Below are 25,172 nucleotides of genomic sequence, written 5' to 3'. Positions count from 1 at the left end.
ACTGTGTCGCCTGACATACCGCTTTCGCGAGCAGGCTCGCTCCCACAGGCGGTTAGGGTGTGGTTGAAGAGGCGCCGGTGTACAACCGGATAATGTCGTCGATCTCGCCGGACATTTTCATCCGCAGCAACGTGCGCAGGATCCGCTGCACCGGCACCTTCGGGTCGTTCCTCACATAGCAGCCGATATTCTGTTCCTGCAGCACCGCGACCCCTTGCAGCTGCTGCTCCGGCAAGAGGCGCTGATTGATCCAGTCCAGCGTCCACTGATTGCTCACCGCATAGCGATAGCGTCCGGCGAGGAGCTTTTCCAGTACCTGTTCCTGATTGCGCGCATCTTCGCGTTGCAACTGGTCGGCGTCGAACAGCGGTTGCAGGGTAGGGTAGCTGTAGCCGAGGACGGTGCCGATGGCCTGGCGCGGCAACTGGGCGGGATTGATCTGCGCCGGTTGTTCCTTGCGGCTGATCAGCAGGTCGCGCTGAAACCACAGCGGCACGCTCCAGATGTAATCGCCGGACTGATTCGGCAGCCACGACTGTGCGGCATAGCAGCGCACGTCGATGTCGCCGTGCTCCATGGCGCTCTGTACCCGCGCGCGCGGGAGGACGACGAATTGCGCCGGCGCGCCGACCTGGGTCGCCAAGCTGAGCAAGACGTCGTGCAGGATGCCCTGGGTCGGTCTGCCGCCTTGCAGTTGCACCATCGGCATCGCCCAACTGTCCGGCACGGCGAAGCGCAATGGCGCTTGCGCTGCCATCGCGTTGAGGCTGATACCCAGCAATGCCGCCACGGCCCACCGCATAGACGCTCCGGTAATTCCCCATCCCGAGCTGATAAAAGCCTCTGCTGATGCAGCTTAGCCATATTAGACGAGGACACCGGATGCAATTTTGCCCTTGCTCCGCTAGCATTAGCCGCTTCTGCTTCCTTCGCTGCGACGGTTTTCGATGAGTTATCAGGTTCTTGCACGTAAATGGCGTCCACGCTCGTTCCGCGAAATGGTCGGCCAGACCCATGTGCTCAAGGCTCTGATCAATGCCTTGGACAGCCAACGGCTGCACCACGCCTACCTGTTCACCGGGACGCGCGGGGTCGGCAAGACCACCATCGCGCGGATCATTGCCAAGTGCCTGAACTGCGAGACAGGTATCACTTCCAGCCCCTGCGGCGAATGTTCGGTGTGCCGCGAGATCGATGAAGGGCGTTTTGTCGACCTGATCGAGATCGACGCCGCCAGCCGCACCAAGGTCGAAGACACCCGCGAACTGCTCGATAACGTGCAGTACGCGCCAAGCCGTGGGCGCTTCAAGGTCTACCTGATCGACGAAGTGCACATGCTGTCCAGCCATTCCTTCAATGCGCTGCTGAAAACCCTCGAAGAGCCGCCGCCCTACGTCAAGTTCATCCTGGCGACCACCGATCCGCAGAAACTTCCGGCAACCATTCTTTCGCGCTGCCTGCAGTTCTCCCTGAAAAACATGACGCCGGAGCGTGTGGTCGAGCATTTGACCCACGTGCTGACCGCAGAAAACGTACCGTTCGAAGACGACGCACTGTGGCTGCTCGGCCGCGCTGCTGACGGCTCGATGCGTGACGCCATGAGCCTGACTGATCAGGCCATCGCGTTCGGTGAAGGCAAGGTGCTCGCCACCGACGTGCGCGCGATGCTCGGCACGCTGGATCACGGTCAGGTCTATGACGTGCTGCATGCGCTGATCGAAGGCGATGCCAAGGCGCTGCTCGAAGCCGTGCGGCATCTGGCCGAGCAAGGCCCGGACTGGAACGGCGTGCTCTCGGAAATTCTTAACGTGCTGCACCGCGTGGCCATCGCTCAGGCGCTGCCGGAAGGGGTCGACAATGGCCACGGCGACCGTGATCGGGTATTGGCCCTGGCCCAGGCACTGCCGGCCGAAGATGTGCAGTTCTATTACCAGATGGGCCTGATCGGTCGCCGCGATTTGCCGCTGGCGCCGGATCCGCGCGGCGGCTTCGAAATGGTCTTGCTGCGGATGCTCGCGTTCCGCCCGGCGGATACGGCGGATGCGCCGAGGCAACCGCTAAAGCCAGTGGGGATCAGCCAGGCCACAGTTGATTCCGCAAACTCAGTGGCTGCCGCGCCGAAGCCTGCGCCGGTGGTCGCTGCGGCTGTTGCGCCCACACCTGCGCCCGCACCGGTAGCGGCGCCGGTTGCCGAGCCAGAACCTGTGGCGCCGGTTGTCGAAGCACAACCGCAGCCTGAGCCAGTCGCCGTCGAAGCCGTGGTCGATCTGCCGTGGAACGACCCGGTGGAAGCCGAGGCCGAGCCTGCGCCCGTTCAGCAACCCGCCGTCGAACCAGTGCTGGAAACCGCTGGCGAGCAGCCCGAGCTGCCGCCGATGCCGCTGCCGACCCCGGACAGCGTGGTGCCGGATGCGCCGGAGTGGGCCGCTGCGCCAATTCCCGAGCCGTCCGTCGCCGAGGTTGATGCCGCTACGCCGGGCATGGACATGGACGACGAACCGCCGCTGGATGAAGACTACATCGAGCCGGACATGGATTCGGCCTACAGCTATCTCGACGAACTGGCCAGCGAACACGCCGCCGATCCCGAGCCTGAGCCCGAGCCGGAACCTGCCGCCGCACCGGCCACCGGCCTGGCCCTGCAATGGCTGGAGCTGTTCCCGAAGCTGCCGATTTCCGGCATGACCGGCAGCATCGCCGCCAACTGCACGTTGATTGCGGTCGACGGCGACCACTGGCTGATGCACCTTGACCCGGCCCACAGCGCCCTGTTCAACGCCACGCAACAGCGTCGTCTCAACGACGCGTTGAACCAATTCCACGGGCGCACGCTGACCCTGACCATCGAGCTGATCAAGCCCGAGCAGGAAACCCCGGCCCAGGCCGCCTCGCGCCGCCGCGCCAATCGCCAGCGTGAGGCGGAGGAATCGATCCACGGTGATCCGTTCATCCAGCAGATGGTTCAGCAGTTCGGCGCGGTGGTGCGAAGCGATACTATTGAACCTGTCGACGCCTTGGTCACCCAAGGCTAATAACTGAAGGTGCTCGGCCAAGATGGCCGGGCGCTGTTTTATCCAAGTACGTTTGAGGTGATTCCCATGATGAAAGGTGGCATGGCCGGCCTGATGAAGCAGGCGCAGCAGATGCAGGAAAAAATGGCCAAGATGCAGGAAGAACTGGCCAACGCCGAAGTCACCGGCAAGGCCGGCGGCGACATGGTCACCGTGGTGATGACCGGTCGTCACGACGTTAAAAGCGTGAGCATCGACCCAAGCCTGGTCGAAGGCCTGAGCGAAGACGACAAAGAAATGCTGGAAGCCGTGGTCGCTGCCGCCGTCAACGACGCCGTGCGCAAGATCGAAGCCAACAGCCAGGAAAAAATGGGTAGCATGACCGCCGGCATGAACCTGCCAGCGGGTATGAAACTGCCGTTCTGATTCGCCTTTGGGCGGCAGATGAGCTACACAAAATGCCAGGCATTGCGCCTGGCATTTTTGTTTCTGCCTGATGGACATATGCCGGCTGGACTGACGCCTTCGCGAGCAGGCTCGCTCCCACATTTGGAATGCATTCCCCTGTGGGAGCGAGCCTGCTCGCGAATGAAGTCACCTCGGCACAACTGAAGAAACATCGAACACACCACCGCTACCAAGGTCTGCTCCCTATACACCGAATTCCCCATTCACAGGAGACGCTGACATGTCCGACCCTCTCACCCTCAATCAACGCTTCGTCCTCGCCTCGCGCCCGACCGGCGCGCCGACCCCGGAGAACTTTCGTCTGGAGCGCGAGGCGCTGCCGGATCTGCAGGACGGCCAGGTATTGCTGAAAACCCTATACCTGTCGCTCGACCCGTACATGCGCGGACGTATGAGCGACGCTCCGTCCTACGCTGCGCCAGTGCAAATCGGCGAAGTCATGACCGGCGGCGCGGTCAGCCGGGTCGAGCAGTCCAATCACCCGAAATTCCACACCGGTGATCTGGTGGTTGGCGCCACCGGTTGGCAGAGCCACAGCATCAGCGACGGTCGCAACATCATGCCGATCCCGGCCGGCCTGCCGAGCCCGTCGATGGCCCTCGGCGTCCTGGGCATGCCGGGCATGACCGCGTACATGGGCCTGATGGACATCGGCCAGCCGAAAGAAGGCGAAACCCTGGTGGTGGCTGCGGCGTCCGGCGCCGTCGGCTCGGTGGTCGGGCAAGTGGCGAAGATCAAAGGTCTGCGCGCGGTCGGTGTGGCCGGTGGGGCCGAGAAGTGCAAATACGTGGTCGAAGAGCTGGGTTTTGATGCCTGCATCGACCACAAGGCCGACGACTTCGCCGAACAGCTGGCCAAAGCCTGTCCAAACGGCATCGACATTTATTATGAGAACGTCGGCGGCCATGTCTTCGACGCAGTCTTGCCGTTGCTCAACCCCAAGGCGCGCATCCCGTTGTGCGGCCTGATCGCCGGCTACAACGCCGCCGAGGCGCCGACCGGCCCGGATCGCCTGCCGATGCTGCAACGCACTTTGCTCACCAAGCGTGTGCGTATTCAGGGCTTCATCGTCTTCGACGATTACGGTGATCGTCAGCCGGAATTCATCAGCCACATGGTGCCGTGGGTACGCGACGGCAAGGTGAAATTCCGCGAGGACGTGGTCGAAGGCCTGGAGCAGGCGCCCGAGGCGTTCATCGGTCTGCTGGAAGGGCGCAACTTCGGCAAACTGGTGGTCCGGGTCGCCCAGGACTGAGGATTTGACGCTGGCCAGAGGCGCGGGTATAAACCGCGTCTCGTTGTTTAGTCGGACTGTTTACCCATGAGCTTCAGCCCTTTGATTCGCCAACTGATCGACGCTCTGCGCACCTTGCCAGGCGTGGGTCAGAAAACCGCTCAGCGCATGGCGTTGCAGTTGCTCGAACGTGATCGCAGCGGCGGTACGCGTCTGGCCCAGGCCTTGAGCCAGGCCATGGAAGGCGTCGGCCATTGCCGCCAGTGCCGCACGCTGACCGAAGACGATCTGTGCCCGCAATGCGCCGACCCGCGCCGCGATGACACGCTGCTTTGCGTGGTCGAAGGGCCGATGGACGTTTATGCGGTGGAGCAGACCGGCTTCCGTGGCCGCTATTTCGTGCTCAAGGGGCACTTGTCGCCGCTGGATGGCCTGGGGCCGGAAGCGATCGGTATTCCGCAACTGATGGCGCGGATAGAAGAGGCGGGGACCTTTACCGAAGTCATCCTCGCCACCAACCCGACAGTGGAAGGCGAGGCGACGGCGCACTACATCGCGCAGTTGCTCAACAACAAAGGCCTGGTCGCCTCGCGGATTGCCCACGGCGTGCCGCTGGGCGGTGAGCTGGAGCTGGTCGACGGCGGCACGCTGGCGCATTCGTTTGCCGGGCGTAAACCGATTTCCCTCTAAAAATCAAAAGATCGCAGCCTTCGGCAGCTCCTACAGGGAACGCATTTCAATGTAGGAGCTGCCGAAGGCTGCGATCTTTTGATCTTCTGCATCTTGAATACCAAGCAAGCGCTCGGTTAAGTTCGGCGAACCCTTCCGTGGAGCTCGCCCATGCCTGCCTTTCAGGAATACTTCGACCCCAGTCATCAATTGGTCCGCGACAGCGTCAGACGTTTCGTCGAACGCGAGATCCTGCCGGACATCAATCAGTGGGAAGAAGCCGAAAGCTTTCCCCGAGAGCTGTACCTCAAGGCCGGTGCGGCGGGCATTCTCGGTATCGGTTATCCCGAAGCGCTTGGCGGCAGCCATGAGGGCGATCTGTTCGCCAAGGTCGCCGCCAGTGAAGAGCTGATGCGCTGTGGCTCTGGTGGCCTGGTGGCAGGGCTGGGTTCGCTGGATATCGGTTTGCCGCCGATCGTCAAATGGGCGCGGCCTGAAGTGCGAGAGCGGGTCGTCCCCCAAGTGCTCAGCGGCGAAAAGATCAGCGCCCTGGCGGTGACCGAGCCCGGTGGCGGTTCCGACGTGGCCAACCTGCAAACCCGCGCCGTGCGTGAAGGCGACTGCTTCCGGGTCAGCGGCAGCAAGACCTTTATCACCAGCGGTGTGCGCGCGGATTTCTACACCGTCGCGGTGCGTACCGGTGCGCCGGGGTTCGGCGGTATCAGTCTGTTGCTGATCGAGAAGGGCACGCCGGGTTTCAGTGTCGGTCGGCAACTGAAGAAAATGGGCTGGTGGGCGTCGGACACCGCTGAATTGTTCTTTGACGATTGCCGCGTGCCTGTAGGAAACCTCATTGGCGGAGAGAACATGGGCTTCGCCTGCATCATGGGCAATTTCCAGAGCGAACGCCTGGCGCTGGCATTGATGGCCAACATGACTGCGCAATTGGCGCTGGAGGAGAGCCTGAAGTGGGCGCGCGAGCGTGAGGCGTTCGGCAAGCCCATCGGCAAGTTTCAGGTGATCAAACATCGCCTCGCCGAAATGGCCACGGCGCTGGAAGTGTCGCGCGAGTTCACTTACCGGCAAGCGGCGAAAATGGCGGCGGGGCAGAGCGTGATCAAGGAGATTTCCATGGCGAAGAACTTCGCCACCGACACCTCGGACCGGATCACCACCGAAGCGGTGCAGATTCTTGGCGGGCTCGGTTACATGCGTGAAAGCCTGGTGGAGCGGCTGTATCGGGATAACCGCATTCTGTCGATTGGCGGCGGAACGCGGGAAGTGATGAATGAAATCATCAGCAAGCAGATGGGGCTTTGATCAAAGCGTGAGGGCTGCTTGTGAGCAAGCTCGCCCGGAGGGACTGCGAAGATAATTTGAATCAAATTCGCCGCGAAGGCGGGGTGACTGCATCACGGACCGGCAGTTACATTCCCCAAGAGCAGTACAGCAGGATGACTTTTTACCAAGGACAGGTATTTTTCATGACCGGCATTACCCCAGCGCCCACACATCTTCCGTTTGTGGCCAGTACATCTGATAACCACGCGCACCCACCAGCCGACAAAGTCGAGTCATTGACCACCCTTGAGGGATCAAGTGGGGATATTGCGTTACCTCCCGACCTCGCCAAAACCGCCAGCGCCGAGTTGCGCCCCTTGGGCAATCTCGGAGGAGCGTTGTCATGGTCGATTCCCTTGAGCACGGACGAGCAGCGCCGCTTGCGTCTTGTCACAATGAGCCATCAACACCATTTGGGCGATCAGCCGCTGGTCATGCAAACCAAAGGCGGTGTACTGGAGTTCCTGAACTATTTCGACCCCATCCCCATAATGGCGCAGCATGAGCCGGCGAAGATGCTGGAAGCGTTGGTCGGTTCTCCACAAGGGCAGCTGATGGGCAAAGCGCTGCAACATAAAATGCAGGGCATGGAAAGCGATAGCAGCGTCACGGATTACCTGCTGGCCGGAATTGCTCTGCAGATGGATCCTGAATCAATCTTCGCCCCCGATCGCAATAAAATCGCTGGTTTTGATCTGGCCAGTGAACAGTATTGGGGAGAGGCTCCTCGCGCGGTCGTGGATGGTCTTGCTGAGCACTTGAGATCGACAGGTCGCACCAGCGCCGCAATGGCACAAGTCGGTGCCCGCATCCTGATTGCCAGAATTGCCCCGTCTCTGTTGATTCAGAAGATTCCTCCTAATGTAACCATCGGCAGTCAGGCCTGGGCCAACGTGACGATCGCGGCAATGACGATAGAGGCTTTGCACCCGGGCAAGGTTCTCGACATGACGTTCGCTCAGGTCATGAGTGATGCTGATCAATTTCGCGAGATCGATACCGCCGCCACTCAACGCACCCAGACAGTTTCGGTACTGGATTGGGCAATAGCCAACGGAGTGATAAAAAAAACCAACGATGATACGTACACGGTCGCGACGCTTGAAGCGGCGAGAAACGCATTCAACGCACAACTTGATGAGCGGCTTACTGCCTCCAGCATACTGACCCGGGAGCTACCAACGCGCAGAGAAATCGCACTGACAATCCTGAAGAACCGATTCGGTGATCTAGGCGCGCTGTTTGAAGTGAAGGCGCTCAGTACAGATATCTATCGAGGGGAGAGCGGCCAAAGAGGATTCGCCGGGACTCATTCGCTTCTAGATTACGCGATGATGGACCTGCCCAATCTGCGGCCCCTCACGTCAAGCGACGCTCGCCTCCCGCTAGACGCTGTAAACGATAATCCGACATTTGGCGTACTGGCGGTTTTCGAAGAGCAGTTCGCCACTGCAATCAGAGAAAAAAAATCTGCCGTCGCTACAACGATCAGGCACATGATCGCGCAGCTTCCATTGGCAGACAGGAAGACTCTGCAATTCGCAAAACTCACCTTCTTCCAGGAAACTTCGTATACATCCGACGGTTTTTTCAATAATAGTCCGGAACAAAAAGAGCCTTGGCTGCTCCTCAGAACCGAGTTGCGCGGAAACTTTCAAGCGTACGAGATCAATTTCGAGAAAGGTACGATTGCACAGGCGAACCTGTACAGAGCGAAGAGCAGGCAATCAAGAGATGCCAACAAATACTTTGCGACCAAAGAGCTTAAACCAAGAGACACCGGAAATGATCTCGATCACGAGCGATCTTCGAACGACTCGCTGTTGAACAGCTTCCACAGCGCTCGGGCCCGTTGCATTGCCGATGTATTTCTCCAGCACCTTGATCTCGATGATCCTGCAATAAAACAATTGGCACGCGGGCAAACCCCGTTAGATGCGTATTTCGCTCCCAGGCCCTTGAACGATTTTCTGCTGAACCTGATTCCTTTCCGTTCTGCGATAGTCAATCTTAAGGCCGGCAGTTATGGCGAGGCAGCATTTGATCTGCTGGTGGACGTATTCGGATTTCTCACTGCTGGCGCTGCAACTGCCGGAAAACTTCTCAAGATCGGACGTACTGCCGTTTCTGCCGGAGCCAGGGTACTGAGGTCGGTCAACGTCATCGGTGTGTCGGCCATAGAAATGCTCAATCCCGTCAGTGGATTGGGAGATTTGGCCAGACTTGTCGGCGTTGGCGGCTTGTACGTAGTGTCCAAAGGCGCCAGAGCGATCAACAGACTCAGGGGGGCGGCCGCCAGTTACGATGTCTTGAAAGCGGTGAGCAAACAGTACGACGCTGCGGCGATCGGGGGGTTGAATGTAGCGGGACAGAAGTTGGAGGTCGCTGCGGTCCTAAGGGGCGGACATTGGTATGCCTTTGACGCCGATTCCATGAGGCCTTTCGGCAGTGCGCTGGACCAATTCAACGTCGCGACTCAGGCTGTTGCAGGTCATGTGTCGACTGCGCACATCGGCCAGGCGCAGGCGCTGAGCCATAAGCGCTACGGTCGTTTCGCCGTTCCCGAGTCACGCATCGCCGGACTCACGCGTAACACTCAAGGTGTGTATGTTGCAGCCGACGGGCACCTGTCCCACATTCGTCATACAGATCACCGCGGGAGAGCCGCTGTTTACGAGGTGCGGCAGATCGCGCGTACGGAAGACGGTTTTCTTCAGGCGCGGGTCTATCACGAAAACCGGCAAACCGAGCTGCTCGTGCAGCATCTTCAGGGCGACCAATGGCAACGCCTGGGTGTGCCCGGTGGGGGGGAAATAACCGCCGAACATTTGCGCACCTGGGAGGCATTACCAGTCGAGGAGCAGTCGAGACTTACCCGGCAGGGCTTCGCACGGCAGAATCGCCTCTCCGTAAAAACCTTTGAACATTACGTGAACGCTGATGGCCAACTGAGTGAAACCGGCGTGCTCCTGCGTGACCGCGCCGCCGGAACACCTTTCAATGAGATCACTGCAACGCGGATCCAGAGTTGGCAGAACATGACACAGCTGGCGCGTGATGCCATGACCATGGACGGGTTTGCCGCTTATCACCACCTTAATCCGCGTTCGTTCAGAAGTTATGTCCGTTTGGATGGCAGCCTCGGGCCTATGGGCGAATCGCTGATGTTCCGGGCGGGTGGTGGCACGTATGACAAAATTACCGATGCTCATCTGGTTCAGTGGAAAGTGATGCTCGAGCAACCGGCCAACTCACTCACGGCAAATCAGTTCCAGATGCAGCACAGGCTCGATCCACGACATTGGGCAAAATACGTCAACCACAATGGCTCGTTGAAGGAGGCGGCCGTGCGACGTCTCGCACGGGCCAGCCCGGCAGCTGCCCGCACGGGACAAGGCAACATACAGAGAATTTCCGCTGCCGATCTGCAAACCTGGCAGGCCTTGTCATCCGAGGAACAGCTGCGGCTGACCCGAAAGGGATTTGCCCGGGAGCATCATTTGTCCGTAAAAACCTTCGAGCACTGTGTGCAGCCTGACGGCCAGTTGAGCGCTACAGGTGTGCTGGTGCGTGATCGTCCGGCTGACGCCCCCTTCAATGAGATCAACGAAGTGCACATCCGCAGCTGGCAAAACATGACTCAGCAGGCGCGGGATGCAATGACCACAGACGGATTTGCCGCGCATCACCATGTCAATCTCAATACGTTCAGAACTTACATACGGCCCAACGGTGTTTTGACGCCCAGCGGCGAATCCCTATTATTCAGATTCGCTGGAGGTTCCTACAACACGATTACCGATGAGCATATACGCCAGTGGAGCAGGCTCCTGGCGCAAGCGGATGGCTCGGTCACTCAAGAGGCGTTCCTGCGTCAGCACGGGCTGAATCCCAATCTGTGGAAATTTCAGGTCAAACCCGATGGTTCCTTGAGGGAGGCGACCGCGCAACGTCTGCAACGTGCGCAGCCCTCCCACCAGCTGCCTCCCGTTCAGGCGCCCGGTGTACGCAGGAACGTGATCACTGGCGAGCATTTGCGCGCCTGGGAGGCCTTGGCGCCCGAGGAACAGCGCAAACTCGGCCCGCAGGGCTTTGCCCAACAGCACCACCTCAGCCTGAAAACCTTTGACTACTACGTACAACCTGACGGCCAGCTAAGCACCACTGGTGTTCTTGTGCGTGACCGCCCAGCGAGCACGCCTTTCAATAAGGTCACCGCCATGCACATCCAGACCTGGCGAGGCATGACGGCGCAAATGCGAGACGTAACGACCCTGGAGGGATTCGCCGGTCAGTACCATCTCCATCCGAGCACACTTAAAAATTACCTGCAGACGGATGGGCGCGTGACATCAATGGGTGAAGCTCTGCTGTTCAAGGCAGGAGGAGGCACCTACAACCCGATTACTGATGAGCATCTACGTCAATGGAGCACGCTGTTTGCCAGTGCGGACAACTCCGTTACAGCAGAGCAGTTCGTCAGTCGCAACAGACTCAACCCGCTAAACTGGACAAATTACGTCAAGGCCAATGGTTCATTAAAAGATAAAACGCGGCGACGTCTGGATCGGGCAGGTGCAAACACCACGTCACCTTCAGTTGGAACAGAAACGGATGCGGGAGCGAAAAAACAGACCATCACGGCTGAGCACCTGCGGGCCTGGGAGGCGTTACCGCCCGAGGAACAGTTGGAAATTACCCGCAAGGGATTTGCCCACAGGCATAATCTCGCGCCCAAAACCTTTGAGTATTACGTGCAGCCCGAAGGTCAGTTGAGCGCTGCTGGCGTGATTGTGCGTGATCGTCTCGCTGCTTTGCCTTTCAATGAGGTGAGCGAAGTCAACATTCGTCGCTGGCAAGGCATGACGCAGCAGGCTCGTGATGCAATGACCCTGCAAGGTTACGCCGGTCTTCACCATCTCAATCCCGGAACATTCCGATCGTATGTGCGGCGAAATGGCAGCTTGGGACCCGACGGCGAGGCGCTGCTGAACCGGCTGGCTGGTCGCACCTATAACTTGATCACCGATGACCATTTACGCCAATGGCGCACGCAGCTCGGGAAGGCCGATAACTCGGTAACTTCCGCGCAGTTCATGCGTCAACACCAGTTCAATCCGGTCAGTTGGGGGCGGTTTGTCGACGGTGACGGTTCCCTGAAAGAGGCGGCTGTGAGCCGCCTCGATCGTGCACAGCACGCTGCCGCTGAGCAGGCGGATACGACACGAAAACGACCGGCGTCCGACCCTCTCGACCCTCCGCTGAAATCTGCCAGGCGGAGCAGATTCGAAGATCCGCCACAGGACGCAGAAATCCCCGGCCCGTCCTCGGCAGTCGAGCCCGACGTGGTCGAAATCGTGCCCGGAGGTTCTCGACCGTTACGTCGCCACCAGATCGACAATACGCTGCCGATTCTGCAGGATCCGGCGAACCCGAGACTCAGCTTGACCCGGTCACTTGAAGGGCCCATTGATGAGATCCGTATCGCCTACTGGAATGGTCTGCTTGACGGCCTCGATAGTGCAACGAAAGAGCGGGTGTCGACCCAGATCAAGGCGTCGATCAAAGACTGGCTGCGTACCGAGGGGCAACACCAGTCCCGATTTGATGAATGCCTGAAAGTGGTCGCTGCAATGGATGATGATGGGCCGGCCCGCGGCGCTTGCGTTTGCGCGCGGCGCGATATTCCCCAATTTGAAGTGCTCGGACCTTATGCGGGCAAATACCATCCATCAGAGGCGTCATTGTTTCAAGAGCAACGCAAGCAAGGTTCAGAGGCCGTGCTGACGTATATTTTCGGCACACGTTCGGGGAGGCGTACGGTGAGCGGGCTGCACACTGGCAATACCTTGAGCCTGATCAACACTTCGCAACTGAAAAACGGACCTGTGTGGAAGTCGAACAATGTCACCTCCATCTCGGTCGGGAAAAACCTGACGTTCTATGTGGCGCTTTCGGATATCAAGAAGGGAGATGAATTGTTGTTGGACTATGGGCCGTTCTATCAGCCGGTGCCTGATATCGCGATCAAGCCGGATCCGGGTCGCTGAGTTGAAGTTTCGCAGGTTTGATCGTCAGCACCGGCAATCAAAGAAGACGCGGCGGGACAGGGAAGTGGTGGACGAGATCATCAGAACGCAGATAGGGCTTTCGATTTTGCAGTGGAGTTGAAGGCCTCTTCGCGAGCAGGCTCGCTCCCACAGTTGAAATGCATTCCCCTGTGGGAGCGAGCCTGCTCGCGAAAGCGGCCTGTCAGACGCTGCTTATTTATCGGTCAAAGCAAACTGCGTCAGGCAAAACGTCGGGATGCCCATGTCCTGCAAGCGCTGCGAACCTTGCAGCTCTGGCAGGTCAATGATCGCCGCCGCTTCATGCACCCGCGCGCCCATGCGGCGAATCAGGTTGGCTGCTGCGATCAGCGTGCCGCCGGTAGCGATCAGGTCATCGAACATCACCACCGAATCGCCTTCACACAGGCTGTCGGCGTGCACTTCCAGAAACGCTTCGCCGTACTCGGTCGCATAACCTTCGGCGAGCACGTCCGCCGGCAGTTTGCCTTGCTTGCGGAACAGCACTAGCGGCTTGTTCAACTGATAGGCCAGTACCGAACCGATCAGGAAGCCACGGGCATCCATGGCGCCAATGTGGGTGAAGTCGGCTTCGACGTAGCGGTGGACGAAGCTGTCCATCACCAGGCGCAGGGCCGTCGGCGACTGGAACAATGGGGTGATGTCGCGAAAGATCACGCCCGGTTTCGGAAAGTCGATCACGGGGCGGATCAGGGATTTGATGTCGAAGGAGTCGAAGACCATCGGGGTGTCCTGGCAGGGCTGCAAACGGCGCAGTATACCCGCGGCTGAAACGATTCGCTCAACCGCGGGTCGTGATCAGCCTTCGATCGAGCCGCCGGCCAGCGCACACAGCTGGATCGGGTCGAGGATGTGAATCTCTTTGCCCTCGGCGGCAATCAGCTCGTTCTGCTGGAAACGGGTGAACACCCGCGACACGGTTTCCACCGCCAGGCCCAGGTAATTGCCGATTTCATTGCGCGACATGCTCAGGCGGAACTGGTTGGCCGAGAAGCCGCGAGCGCGGAAGCGGGCTGACAGGTTGACCAGAAAAGTAGCGATGCGCTCGTCGGCGGTCTTCTTCGACAGCAGCAGCATCATTTGCTGATCGTCGCGAATCTCGCGGCTCATCACCCGCATCAACTGGCGGCGCAGTTGTGGTAATTGCAGCGCGAGTTCGTCGAGGCGTTCGAAGGGAATTTCGCAGACCGAAGTGGTTTCCAGCGCCTGGGCCGAGACCGGGTGTTTTTCGGTGTCCATGCCCGACAGGCCAACCAGTTCGCTCGGCAGGTGGAAGCCGGTCAGCTGTTCTTCGCCGGCATCGCTCAGGCTGAAGGTTTTCAGCGCGCCGGAGCGGACTGCATAAACGGAATCAAAGGTGTCGCCCTGGCGGAACAGGAACTCGCCCTTCTTCAGCGGGCGGCCGCGTTTAACGATTTCGTCGAGCGCATCCATGTCTTCCAGATTCAGAGAAAGTGGCAGGCAGAGCGGGGCCAGGCTGCAATCCTTGCAGTGGGCCTGGTTGTGAGCGCGCAGTTTGACTGGCTCGGACATTTCTTCAATCCTTGTGGGAAAACACACATAAGCCGTAAGGGTAACCCACGGAAGGACATTCAGGCCAGCACGCGGCGGCGTTGTCCTACAGACATAAAGCCGCAGCAGCTGCGGCCGATAACCCACTATCAGTACTCATCCAAGGAAGGCCCAGATGACCGCCATTGGCACGCTAAGCCCCGGTAGCAGCGGTATTGCTGCTTCGCCGGAGGTAACCGGTCCCGACGCTGCAATCGACCGCGACGACGCCTTGTCGAATACGGCAACCCCGACTTTGGTCGAGGGCGTCAAAGTGTCGCTGTCCGGCGCGGCCATCGCCAAATCCGCCGCTGTCGGCGGCGAAAACAGTGACATCGACAACAGTGGCTTGCCGGAGAACATCCAGCAGTTGCTGAAGATGATTCGCAAGATCCAAAAAGAAATCATCGAGAAAAAAGCCCGCATGGCGGCGGTCATGTCAGACAGAACCCTCTCCAACGAGGAAAAGATCAACAAGCTCGCCGCATTACGTGGCGCCATCGCCGCCCTCAACAGCGGCCTGATCACCGCCAACCTTTCCTTGTCGAAAGTCATGAACCAGTCGGCGCTCAACCCTGATCAGAACCTCAAGGTCGGCTCGTTGCTGACCAAGCCTTAAATCACTCGCGAGAAACGCTGGCGGTTCTGCTGCTCCAGGTACGCATCGAAAACCATGCACACCGAGCGCACCAGCAATCGGCCAGCCGGCAGCACCTCGATGCGCTCGCGCTCGAGCCTGATCAGGCCATCCTCGGCCATACCTTGCAACTGCGGCCACAGCGCGCCGAAGTAGCCTTGAAAATCGATGTTGAACTGCTGCTCGATCTCGGCGAACTCAAGTTTGAAATTGCAGATCAGCTGCTGAATGACTGCACGGCGCAAGCGGTCGTCGGCGTTGCACACCAGGCCGCGACTGGTCGCCAGCTGCGCGCTGGCCAGGCTGTTCTGATACGCGTTGAGGTCGCTGCTGTTCTGGCAGTACAAATCACCAATCTGGCTGATCGCCGACACGCCCAGACCAATCAGGTCGCAATGGCCGTGGGTGGTGTAACCCTGGAAATTGCGTTGCAGGGTCTGCTCTTCCTGAGCGATGGCCAGTTCGTCATCAGGCAAGGCGAAGTGGTCCATGCCGATGTAGCGGTAGCCGGCAGCGGTCAGTTGCTCAATGGTGCGCTGGAGCATTTCCAGCTTGTGCGCCGGGCTCGGCAAGTCGCTGCTGTTGATCCGCCGTTGCGGCATGAAGCGTTCCGGCAGGTGCGCGTAGTTGAATACCGAGAGGCGATCCGGTTGCAGACTGATCACTTCCTCGACGGTGCGGGCGAAATTGTCCGGTGTCTGCTTTGGCAGGCCGTAGATCAGATCAATGTTGATCGAGCGAAATTGCAGGGTTCGCGCCGCATCGATCACCGCGCGGGTTTCTTCCAGACTTTGCAGGCGATTGACCGCACGCTGCACCGCCGGGTCAAGATCCTGCAGGCCAATGCTGACCCGGTTGAAACCCAGTTCGCGCAGCAGGCCCATGGTCGACCAGTCGGCTTCGCGCGGGTCGATTTCAATGCCGTAATCGCCCGAGTCATCGTTGAGCAGATTGAAATGCTTGCGCAGGTGCGCCATCAACTGACGCAACTCGTCGTGGCTGAGAAAGGTCGGTGTGCCGCCACCGAAATGCAGTTGCTCGACGGTTTGCGCCGAGTCGAGGTGACAGGCAATCAACTGGATTTCCTGCTCGAGCCGTTGCAGATACGGCTGCGCACGGCCGCGATCCTTGGTGATGACCTTGTTGCAGGCGCAGTAGTAGCAAATGTTCGCGCAGAACGGCACATGCACGTACAGCGACAGCGGCCGCTGCGCCTTGCGGCTGTCGCGCAGGGCGTGGAACAGGTCGAAAGTGCCGACCTGACCGTGAAATTGCACGGCGGTCGGGTACGAGGTGTAGCGTGGCCCCGCCAGATCGTAGCGGCGGATCAGATCAGAGTCCCAACGAATGGCGTCGAGCATGCGGGCATTCCCCCGGATAGGCTGGCAGTGTGGCGAGTCTAGGGGAGGGCGTTACAGGGCATCTTGATTTGCATCAACGGCGAGGATTTGTGTTGTTCGTGCGGGCGTCTTCGCGAGCAGGCTCGCTCCCACATTGGATTTGCAGCGTACTCAAGACCTGTGGGAGCGAGCCTGCTCGCGAAGGCCGCGCCACACACTTAATGGCCCATAAGCCAATGCTGATGCGGGCCGGGAAGGGTCCATAAGCCGAACAGAATCACCAACAACCCGCCCGCCATGCGCACGCTGCGTTTGCGCAAGATCGCGGTCACCCGTTCAGCCGCCAGCCCGGTGGCGAGCAGCACCGGCCAGGTGCCGAGGCCGAAAGCGAGCATCAGCAACGCACTGTCCAGCGCATTGCCCTGACTCGCGCTCCACAGCAAGGTGCTGTAAACCAGCCCGCACGGCAGCCATCCCCACAGCGCACCGAGCAGCAAGGCACGTGGCAGGCTGGAAACCGGCAGCAAGCGATTCGCCACCGGTTGAATAAAGCGCCACAAACCACGCCCGAGCGCTTCGATACGCGTCAACCCGCTCCACCAACCGGCCAGGTACAAGCCCATGGCAATCAGCAGCAACCCGGCCAGTACGCGCATGAACAGCGCCGCCGGGCTGTTGGCGACGGCCCAGCCGGCGAGGCCGATGAGCAATCCCGCCGTGGCATAACTGAGAATCCGCCCGAGGTTATACGCCAGCAACAGACGAAAGCGCCGGCTGCGCTGCTCTTTGGGAATCGCCAGGGTCAGCGCGCCCATCAGGCCGCCGCACATGCCCAGACAATGGCCGCCACCAAGCAGGCCGAGAATCAGCGCCGAGACCAGCAGGGGCGCCAGTTCAAGCATGGGGCGGCGCCTTGTCGTCCGGTTTGCCGGCGTTGGCTTCGTCCACCGCAGCGGTGTGGTTCGGATCCTGATCGTCAAAAAGGATGCTGTGCGCCGGGCCGTCGAGGTCATCGTACTGACCGCTGTCCACCGCCCAGAAGAAGATGTACACGGCGATGGCGACGATCAGCAAGGCAGCGGGAATCATCACATAGAGAGCTGGCATCGGTAACTCCAGGCCCGCGCGGCTCAGGCCGGCAGCGGACGGGTTTGGGGCGTGCTGCCGGCGGCCGGCGCGCTCGGCAGGCGAGTCAGGCGCAGGGCGTTGAGCACCACGGTCAGCGAACTGATCGACATGCCGACCGCCGCCCACACCGGAGTGATCCAGCCGAGGGCGGCGAACGGCAACATGAGGCCATTGTACAGCGCTGCCCACAGCAGGTTTTCGATGATTACCCGGCGCGTGCGTCGCGCCAGTGTAAATGCTTGCACCAGGGCGTCGAGGCGGTTGGACAGCAACACCGCATCGGCGCTGGTTTTCGCCAGATCGGTGGCCGAGCCCATGGCCACGCTGATATCGGCCGCAGCCAGTACCGGCACGTCGTTGACGCCGTCACCAAGCATCAACACTTTGCGTCCTTCCTTGTGCAGTTGTTGCAGCACTTGCAGTTTGTCATCGGGGCGCAAGCCGCCACGGGCCTCGTCGATGCCCAGTTCGGCGGCGACACTGGCGACCATCGGCGAACTGTCGCCGGACAACAACAAGGTGCGCCAGCCCCGCGCCTTGCAGGCCGCGAGCAGAGCGGGAGCGTCGTCACGCAGACGATCATCGAGCACCAGCCACGCCAGCGGCCCGTGGGTGTCAGCGAGCAGCAACCATTGTCCGGCTTCATCAGGCATTGACGGCAGTGCCGCGCCGCTCAGGGCGCAGGCAAATTCGGCCTGACCGATGCGCAAGCGTTGCTCACCGACCACGCCTTCCAGGCCCAGCCCCGGTGTGCTGTGTACGTCCTCGGCGGCCAGCGGCGCACGGCCGAAAGCGCGAGCGATCGGGTGTTCCGAACGGTTTTCCAGCGCAGCGGCGAGGCTCAGGCATTGCTCGCTGTCGAGCCTGCCGAGCGGGCGAATCGAGCGCAGCACCAAGCGACCTTCAGTGAGCGTGCCGGTCTTGTCGAAGATCACCGTGTCGATCTGGTTCAAGCCTTCCAGCACATGACCGCGGGTCAGCAGCAGGCCGAGTTTGTGCAGGGTGCCGGTGGCGGCGGTGAGGGCGGTCGGCGTCGCCAGCGACAGCGCGCAGGGGCAGGTCGCCACCAACATGGCGAGGACGATCCAGAACGCCCGCGCTGGGTCCAGCTGCCACCACAGCAGGCCGATCACTGCCGCAGCAATCAGCGACAGCAGCAAAAACCATTGCGCGGCGCGGTCGGCGATTTCCGCCAGACGCGGTTTCTCCGCCTGAGCGCGATCGAGAAGGCGCACGATCGCGGAGAGACGCGTGTCCTGTCCCAGCGCCTGCACTTCGACGGTCAATGCGCCTTCGACGTTGAGCGTGCCCGCAGTGACCGCATCACCGAGCGTGCGTGGCTGTGGCAGGTATTCGCCGGTCAGCAGCGATTCGTCGATGCTCGACTGGCCGTCGATGATCTTGCCGTCAGCCGGCAGAATCGAGCCCGGCTGCACCAGAATCCGCTCGCCCACGCGCAACTCGCTGAGCAGGATGCGTTCGCTCTGGCCATCGCTATCCAGGCGCAGGCACGAGGCCGGCAACAGGTTGACCAGTTGCGCAGTGGCGGCAGCGGTGCGTTCGCGGGCGCGGCGTTCCAGATAACGCCCGGCGAGCAAAAACAGCGCGAACATGCCGACCGCATCGAAGTACAGCTCGCCGACCCCGGTGATCGACGTCCAGATTCCGGCGATGTAAGCACTGCCGATCGCCAGTGAAACTGAAACGTCCATGGTCAGGTGTCGGGTGCGCAAATCGCGCATCGCGCCTTTGAAGAACGGCGCGCAGCTGTAGAACACGATGGGTGTGGTGAGAAACAGCGCGACCCAGCGCAGGATTGTGTGCAGCTCCGGGCTCAGATCGATGTTGAATTCCGGCCAAGTGGCCATGGTCGCCATCATCGCCTGAAACCACAGCAGACCGGCGACGCCGAGTTGGCGCAGGGCCAGACGATTCTCGCTGACCAGTTGTTCGCTGGCGCGGTCGGCCTGGTACGGGTGTGCAGCGTAACCAATGTGGCGCAGCTCGGCGAGGATCTGGCTCAGCGGCAATTGTGAGTCGGCCCAACGTACGTGCAAGCGATGGTTGGACAGGTTCAACCGCGCTTCGGCGACGGCGGGCAGGGTCCGCAGGTGTTTCTCGATCAGCCAGCCGCAAGCGGCGCAACTGATGCCTTCCATCAACAGGGTGGTTTCGGCCAGATCGCCTTCGTGGCGCACGAACGGTTGCTGCACGTCGGCGCGGTCGTACAGCGCCAGTTCATCGCTCAGTTGCACCGGCAGCGCTTCGGGATTGGCCGAGGCTTCGCTGCGGTGCTGGTAATAGCTTTCCAGACCACCGGCGACGATGGCTTCGGCCACCGCCTGACAGCCCGGGCAGCAGAACTCGCGGGCCTGCCCGAGGACGACGGCGGTGAAGCGGCTGCCGGACGGGACGGGCAGGGCGCAGTGGTAGCAGGGGGTTGGGCTGGTCATGGTGCGCGTTCCGATGATCGTTCCCACGCTCCGCGTGGGAATGCCTCCCCGGACGCTCCGCGTCCGCTTCGGCTGGGACGCGGAGCGTCCCTGGCTGCGTTCCCACGCAGAGCGTGGGAACGATCAGAGTAAAAGGCTTATTTTTTCAGGTCTTCCGCACCCTGCAATGGCTCATCACCCAGCAGCAGCTCCTTGTCATGGCTGACCAGTTCTTCTTCAAACATGCGCCACACGTGCTCATCCTGGCTGCCAAGCAACTCGACAAACCGTCGCCCTTCAACCTTGTCGCTCAACTGGCCGATGTAGCGCCCGCTCTCGCTGCCACTGCGGGTCAAAACAATCTTGCGATCCTTTTCCGGCTGGGTCGGCGAGATCAGGTTCAGTTCCAGGGTCTGCGGCTGGCTGTCACCGTTCAAGCGCAGATCGACTTCACCGGTCACGTCATCCAGATGCACCGCCGCACGCAGCTTCAGGGTTTGCGCCAGCAGCTCGCGATCCAGTGAACGGTTGATGCCTTTGCCCGCTTCGTAATAGTTGTCGTTGACCAGGTTGTCCGGGTTGTTCACCGCGATGGTCACCATCGACAGGGTCAAGGCCACCGAGCAGGCCAGAATCGCGATGATGATCCACGGCCAGAGGTGCTTGTACCAGGGACTTGCGGCGTTTGCAGCGGGCATGTTCAAAATTCTCTCAACGGATTTGTGGGCCGATGAATCGGCTCTTGGCTTCAACGTGGACGCTGTTGTCATCGGCGTCCTTGAGGATGAATTTCACCTCGTTGGTGCTCGATGGCAGTTGTTCCGGTGCGCTGGACAACTCGACCGGCATGCTGACGATATCGCCGGCGGCCACCTTGATCTCGCGCTTGCCTTGCAGGCGCAGGTCCGGCAGGCCCTCGGCTTGCAGCAGGTAAGTGTGGTCGCGCTGATCCTTGTTCATGATCTTCAGGCTGTAGACGTTTTCGATCCGGCCTTCAGCGTTTTCGCGGTACAGCACGCGGTCTTTGCTGACGTCGAAACCGACCAGCGAACGCATGAAGAACGCAGCGACCAACAGGCTGATCATCGCCAGCAGCACCACGGCATAGCCGATCAGGCGCGGTCGCAGTTTATGGGTTTTCTGCCCGGAGAGGTTGTGTTCGGTGGTGTAGCTGATCAGCCCGCGCGGGTAATCCATCTTGTCCATGATGCTGTCGCAGGCATCGATGCACGCAGCGCAGCCGATGCACTCGATCTGCAGGCCATCGCGGATGTCGATGCCGGTCGGGCAGACCTGCACGCACATCGTGCAGTCAATGCAATCGCCCAGCCCCAGCGCCTTGTAATCGATGCCTTTCTTGCGCGGCCCACGGCTTTCACCACGGCGCGGGTCGTAGGAAACGATCAGCGTGTCCTTGTCGAACATCACGCTCTGGAAGCGCGCATACGGGCACATGTAGATGCACACCTGCTCACGCAACCAGCCGGCATTGCCGTACGTGGCGAGGGTGAAAAAACCGACCCAGAAATACGACCAGCCATCGGCCTGACCGGTGAAGAATTCGATGACCAGTTCGCGGATCGGCGAGAAGTAACCGACAAAGGTCATGCCGGTGACAAAACCGATCAGCAGCCACAGCGAGTGCTTGGCCAGCTTGCGCAGGAATTTGTTGGCGCTCATCGGCGCCTTGTCGAGCTTGATCCGCTGGTTGCGGTCGCCTTCGGTGACCTTTTCGCACCACATGAAAATCCACGTCCACACACTCTGCGGGCAGGTATAACCACACCAGACGCGCCCGGCATAGACAGTGATGAAGAACAGGCCGAACGCGGCAATGATCAACAGCCCCGAGAGCAGGATGAAATCCTGTGGCCAGAATGTCGCGCCGAAGATGAAGAACTTGCGCTCCGGCAGGTTCCACCACACCGCCTGGTGACCGCCCCAGTTCAGCCACACCGTGCCGAAATACAGCAGAAACAACGCCGCACCGCCGAGCATCCGCAGATTGCGGAACAGGCCGGTGAAGGCACGGGTGTAGATTTTTTCTCGTGAGGCATAAAGATCGACGCTGTTGTTCGCGTTCTTGCTCGGCGGCGTGACGTCGTGTACCGGAATCTGATTGCTCATCATTGCATCCCACGGCAGTGGAAAAATGCCTCGGTCGATACGTGCCAACCGAAGTCAAAAAGGGCTGTTGCAGTAGCGTGATGATACGCCTGCCGCTCTGGCTCAAGGGTGCGACCTTTGGTCGCGTTGGGTAAAAAATGCGGATGGTGTAGCGATTGCGCAAAAGCCTGACGCAGATCAATTGACTTGTTGAGTATGGACGGTTTTGCCGAAGCGGCTAGTTCATCTTTTCAATCGCTTGTCCAAGCAACAACCGTCGATGTCGCAAGTTGAACGACAAATCGTCCGTCGTTGCCACTTCGGCTACAAGAGCCATAGATTGAATTGGCTGCCTGTTGCAAGTTGTTGGGTCTGAAACATATAAACTTGATTGTTGTTTATGAATGCTTTGAAGTTTTAGCTGTGTTCGCATAAGTTTTGCTCTCGCGAAATTCTTTTGCGTATTGATAGTTAACTTAAATGGAATTTAAAAGCATGAATTTTAATAATCTCAAGAGCATCTTTGTGGGTGCCTGGATGTTAGCTTCGGCTATTACCGCTCAGGCCACCACTGACATGCCGAAACACATGGTGTTTGCTTCGGATACTCAATATCCGTGGACGGACAAGACCGATCGCCGCATACCCGAATCCGATTCCGAATTCAAAGAGCGCTCGAAATGGCTGGTGGAAACCCAACTTGCGAGCATTGCCGAATTCAGAAATCAACACGGCTCTCAAGCGCAGGTTCCCTTGATGATCAATGGTGATATAACCGCATTTGGGCATGGCTGGCAGCGCTCGTTCATGAAGGATCTGCTGGATAAACATTTCAAGGGCGAATATCTCTACGGCCTTGGTAATCACGACTATGAAAACAATGTCGATGATTGCTTTAGCAATAGCTGTGCGGCAGGAAGTATCGTCGAGTTCAAAGAGCATCATGAAGGTAAGGTCGATAACTTTGATCTGAAGATTACCAGTGGCTTTCTGAGCAAGACCTATTCCGGCAGTCTCGCCTATTCGAAAAATATCGGCGAAGTGCATATGGTTCAGCTCAACAACGAACCGACCTATACCGCCCGCATTGCTCATCCATTGAACCCGACGACGTTCGAAATCAACGATGCACTGGACTGGCTCGAGACGGATCTCAGGCTGGCGCGAGCGTCGGGCTACGCCATCATCATCAACATGCATAAACCGTTGAACCACATGGGAACCCAGGCGCAACAGAAACGCTTCTACGACATGGTTAACAAATATCGAGTGACAGCGATTTTTGCCGGCCATTTGCACGAGGACGGAGGTGATGCCTATCAGCAAGGTAACGTGCCCATGTACCTGAGTGGCAGTACCTCTCAGCAAACCTATCTGATTGCCAGTTTCACTGAGGATCGCAAGCAACTCCAGGTGTACCTAGTGAAGAACAACCAATGGCGCAATCGAACGTTGATCGACACCACTGTGGTGCATTCAATCTTCGCCCAACGCCCCTGACAAAAGCCCCGCCGCTGATAGGGCGGGGTATTCATCAGTCAGTTCGAGGACAATCGGTTTGTCACTTTCATAAGGGCACCGGCGAAGGCGCCTCCCGCCAAGGCGTGAGGCGCTGGATATGGGGCGTAAATTCGGTGTTTTTTGCTGCCCTTGTCAGAGCAACCTACCGCCGCCGAGGCCGTCGAGTCCGCCACCGTTACCGGGGCTGTTCATGGTTTGCTGCGATACCTCGAGTAACGGTTTCACAGTTCGTTCGAACCCTGCCCAATGGGTAGAGCCGGGTTGAGGCTGATTTTGCAGTGTGCTTTGGTCATCTTTCGACATTGGGGCTTCATCCTTGAAGTGGAGCCGATATGGCTTAGCGGGGCGAAAAAAAACCTACCGTGCATCTCAGCTCAGGTCCATCGAGCAAGCGTTTCGAATCGTGAATGCCAGCATGAAAAAAGGCCCCGCCAATTCCCATTGGCGGGGCCTTTTTTGCTTCAAGCGTTGGCCTTACTCAGCCTTCGCCTCCGGTGCTTTTTCACCGTGAGACAGGCTGTAAACATACGCCGCCAGCAGGTGCACCTTGTCATTGCCCTGCAGTTGTTCCTGCGCAGGCATCTGGCCCTGACGGCCGTAGCGGATGGTCTGCTGCAGTTGCGCGAAACTCGAGCCGTAGATGAATGCGCCCGGATGGGTCAGGTCAGGCGCGCCCATGGCCGGCGTGCCTTTACCGGCAGGGCCGTGGCAAGCCACGCAGTTGGCGGCGAAGAGTTTCTGGCCGTTGGCCGGGTCGGCCTTGGTGCCTTCCGGCAGTTTGCGCCCGTCGAGGTTGGTCACCACGAAGGCCGCTACGTCAGCCACGCCTTGCTCGCCGATCACTTCCGCCCAGGCCGGCATCACCGCATGACGGCCGCCCATGATGGTGGTCTTGATGGTTTCCGGCTCACCGCCCCAGCGCCAGTCGGCGTCGGTCAGGTTGGGGAAGCCATAGGCGCCCTTGGCGTCGGAACCATGGCACACCGAGCAGTTGGACGCGAACAGACGGCCGCCCATCTTCAGTGCTTGCGGATCCTTGGCGACTTCTTCGATCGGCATCGCTGCGAACTTGGCGAAAATCGGACCGAAGCGAGCGTCCGAGCGGGCCATTTCCTTTTCCCACTCGTGGACGCCGGTCCAGCCGGTCTGGCCGTTGGCGAACGCGGTCTGCTTCTCGGTATCCAGATAGTTGTAGCCCGGCAGCAGACCTTTCCAGTTGCCCAGACCCGGGTACAGCACCAGATAACCCAGGGCAAAAATGATGGTGCCGACGAACAGCATGAACCACCATTTCGGCAGCGGGTTGTCGTACTCCTCGATCCCGTCGAAGGAGTGGCCGACCGTCTCGTCCGTCTGTTCGCTGCGCTGGCCCTTGCGGGTCGACAGCAGCAGCCAGGTCAGAGCGAAGATCGTACCGAGACTGAGGACTGTGACGTACAGACTCCAGAATGTAGTCATTCTTTGTTACTCCTAGAAGCTTGCTCGACGTGCTTGATGGCTTCGGGATCATCGGCAAAAGGCAGCATGGTCGCGTCGTCGAATTCCGACTTGCGCTTGGGGCTGAACACCCACAAGGCCAGACCGATGAAGGCCACCATCACGACCACGGTGCCCAGGCCTCGAATCATCCCGATATCCATCAGAT

General features: G+C 59.7%; 19 protein-coding genes. 8 read left to right on the top strand and 11 right to left on the bottom strand.

Going from position 1 to position 25,172, the window contains the following annotated elements; translation table 11 throughout:
• Positions 1-52: 52 nt before the first annotated feature.
• Positions 53-802 (bottom strand): substrate-binding periplasmic protein, encoded by a 750-nt coding sequence (locus tag AC0IXA_RS25020; RefSeq protein WP_471814697.1) that lies wholly within the window; start codon positions 800-802, stop codon positions 53-55.
• A 145-nt stretch (positions 803-947) separates the two neighbouring features.
• Here AC0IXA_RS25020 and dnaX point away from each other — a divergent pair, with 145 nt between their 5' ends.
• The 6 genes from dnaX to AC0IXA_RS24990 all read left to right on the top strand — a co-directional run bounded on the left by dnaX (position 948) and on the right by AC0IXA_RS24990 (position 12,773).
• A complete protein-coding gene (gene dnaX / locus AC0IXA_RS25015; RefSeq protein WP_471814696.1) occupies positions 948-3,032 on the top strand; it encodes a DNA polymerase III subunit gamma/tau in 2,085 nt (694 codons plus the stop codon).
• 66 nt (positions 3,033-3,098) lie between these two features.
• Positions 3,099-3,437 carry a YbaB/EbfC family nucleoid-associated protein gene (locus AC0IXA_RS25010; protein ID WP_003223337.1) on the top strand — a complete coding sequence of 113 codons (339 nt, stop codon included), beginning with the start codon at positions 3,099-3,101 and terminating at the stop codon, positions 3,435-3,437.
• Positions 3,438-3,699: 262 nt separating this feature from the next.
• Positions 3,700-4,734 (top strand): NADP-dependent oxidoreductase, encoded by a 1,035-nt coding sequence (locus AC0IXA_RS25005; RefSeq protein ID WP_024012324.1) that lies wholly within the window; start codon positions 3,700-3,702, stop codon positions 4,732-4,734.
• 66 nt (positions 4,735-4,800) lie between these two features.
• On the top strand, positions 4,801-5,403 hold the full coding sequence (gene recR, locus AC0IXA_RS25000; protein WP_016773861.1) for a recombination mediator RecR: 603 nt from the start codon (positions 4,801-4,803) through the stop codon (positions 5,401-5,403).
• A 150-nt stretch (positions 5,404-5,553) separates the two neighbouring features.
• Positions 5,554-6,702 carry an acyl-CoA dehydrogenase family protein gene (locus tag AC0IXA_RS24995; protein ID WP_341637982.1) on the top strand — a complete coding sequence of 383 codons (1,149 nt, stop codon included), beginning with the start codon at positions 5,554-5,556 and terminating at the stop codon, positions 6,700-6,702.
• Positions 6,703-6,722: 20 nt separating this feature from the next.
• A complete protein-coding gene (locus AC0IXA_RS24990; protein ID WP_341637981.1) occupies positions 6,723-12,773 on the top strand; it encodes an SET domain-containing protein-lysine N-methyltransferase in 6,051 nt (2,016 codons plus the stop codon).
• Between the two features lie 213 nt (positions 12,774-12,986).
• On the opposite strand, the gene AC0IXA_RS24985 is transcribed toward AC0IXA_RS24990, so the two are convergent.
• Together AC0IXA_RS24985 and fnr are read right to left on the bottom strand one after the other, a co-directional pair.
• A complete protein-coding gene (locus AC0IXA_RS24985; protein WP_341637980.1) occupies positions 12,987-13,535 on the bottom strand; it encodes an adenine phosphoribosyltransferase in 549 nt (182 codons plus the stop codon).
• A gap of 75 nt (positions 13,536-13,610) precedes the next feature.
• Positions 13,611-14,345 (bottom strand): fumarate/nitrate reduction transcriptional regulator Fnr, encoded by a 735-nt coding sequence (fnr, locus tag AC0IXA_RS24980; protein WP_016773865.1) that lies wholly within the window; start codon positions 14,343-14,345, stop codon positions 13,611-13,613.
• Between the two features lie 154 nt (positions 14,346-14,499).
• Here fnr and AC0IXA_RS24975 point away from each other — a divergent pair, with 154 nt between their 5' ends.
• Positions 14,500-14,982 carry a hypothetical protein gene (locus AC0IXA_RS24975; protein ID WP_016773866.1) on the top strand — a complete coding sequence of 161 codons (483 nt, stop codon included), beginning with the start codon at positions 14,500-14,502 and terminating at the stop codon, positions 14,980-14,982.
• On the opposite strand, the gene hemN is transcribed toward AC0IXA_RS24975, so the two are convergent.
• The 6 genes from hemN to ccoG form a co-directional block, all read right to left on the bottom strand.
• Positions 14,979-16,361 carry an oxygen-independent coproporphyrinogen III oxidase gene (gene hemN, locus AC0IXA_RS24970; RefSeq protein WP_341637978.1) on the bottom strand — a complete coding sequence of 461 codons (1,383 nt, stop codon included), beginning with the start codon at positions 16,359-16,361 and terminating at the stop codon, positions 14,979-14,981. The two genes, AC0IXA_RS24975 and hemN, sit on opposite strands and share 4 nt — an antisense overlap.
• A 197-nt stretch (positions 16,362-16,558) precedes the next feature.
• Positions 16,559-17,242 (bottom strand): sulfite exporter TauE/SafE family protein, encoded by a 684-nt coding sequence (locus AC0IXA_RS24965; protein ID WP_041479091.1) that lies wholly within the window; start codon positions 17,240-17,242, stop codon positions 16,559-16,561.
• Positions 17,235-17,447: a cbb3-type cytochrome oxidase assembly protein CcoS gene (gene ccoS / locus AC0IXA_RS24960; protein ID WP_039763029.1), complete on the bottom strand. Its 213-nt coding sequence runs from the start codon at positions 17,445-17,447 to the stop codon at positions 17,235-17,237. Before ccoS ends, AC0IXA_RS24965 begins: the two co-directional genes overlap by 8 nt.
• A gap of 23 nt (positions 17,448-17,470) precedes the next feature.
• Positions 17,471-19,921 carry a heavy metal translocating P-type ATPase gene (locus AC0IXA_RS24955; RefSeq protein WP_471814695.1) on the bottom strand — a complete coding sequence of 817 codons (2,451 nt, stop codon included), beginning with the start codon at positions 19,919-19,921 and terminating at the stop codon, positions 17,471-17,473.
• Between the two features lie 137 nt (positions 19,922-20,058).
• Positions 20,059-20,598: a FixH family protein gene (locus AC0IXA_RS24950; protein WP_056784237.1), complete on the bottom strand. Its 540-nt coding sequence runs from the start codon at positions 20,596-20,598 to the stop codon at positions 20,059-20,061.
• A gap of 13 nt (positions 20,599-20,611) precedes the next feature.
• Positions 20,612-22,027 carry a cytochrome c oxidase accessory protein CcoG gene (gene ccoG, locus AC0IXA_RS24945; protein WP_041479087.1) on the bottom strand — a complete coding sequence of 472 codons (1,416 nt, stop codon included), beginning with the start codon at positions 22,025-22,027 and terminating at the stop codon, positions 20,612-20,614.
• 474 nt (positions 22,028-22,501) lie between these two features.
• On the opposite strand from ccoG, the gene AC0IXA_RS24940 reads away from it, so the two are divergent.
• On the top strand, positions 22,502-23,506 hold the full coding sequence (locus tag AC0IXA_RS24940) for a metallophosphoesterase family protein (RefSeq protein WP_471814694.1): 1,005 nt from the start codon (positions 22,502-22,504) through the stop codon (positions 23,504-23,506).
• A 495-nt stretch (positions 23,507-24,001) separates the two neighbouring features.
• On the opposite strand, the gene ccoP is transcribed toward AC0IXA_RS24940, so the two are convergent.
• Together ccoP and AC0IXA_RS24930 are read right to left on the bottom strand one after the other, a co-directional pair.
• Positions 24,002-24,985, bottom strand: coding sequence for a cytochrome-c oxidase, cbb3-type subunit III (gene ccoP / locus AC0IXA_RS24935; protein WP_024012333.1), 984 nt, complete (start codon positions 24,983-24,985; stop codon positions 24,002-24,004).
• Complete coding sequence (locus AC0IXA_RS24930; RefSeq protein ID WP_016775513.1) at positions 24,982-25,167, bottom strand: CcoQ/FixQ family Cbb3-type cytochrome c oxidase assembly chaperone; 186 nt, start codon at positions 25,165-25,167, stop codon at positions 24,982-24,984. The genes ccoP and AC0IXA_RS24930 overlap by 4 nt, the downstream gene beginning before the upstream one ends.
• Positions 25,168-25,172: the final 5 nt, after the last annotated feature.

It is taken from the genome of Pseudomonas sp. AC083 (assembly GCF_979253165.1).
The sequence above is the reverse complement of the archived record's forward strand: the minus strand, read 5'-3'. Positions and strand labels throughout refer to the sequence as shown.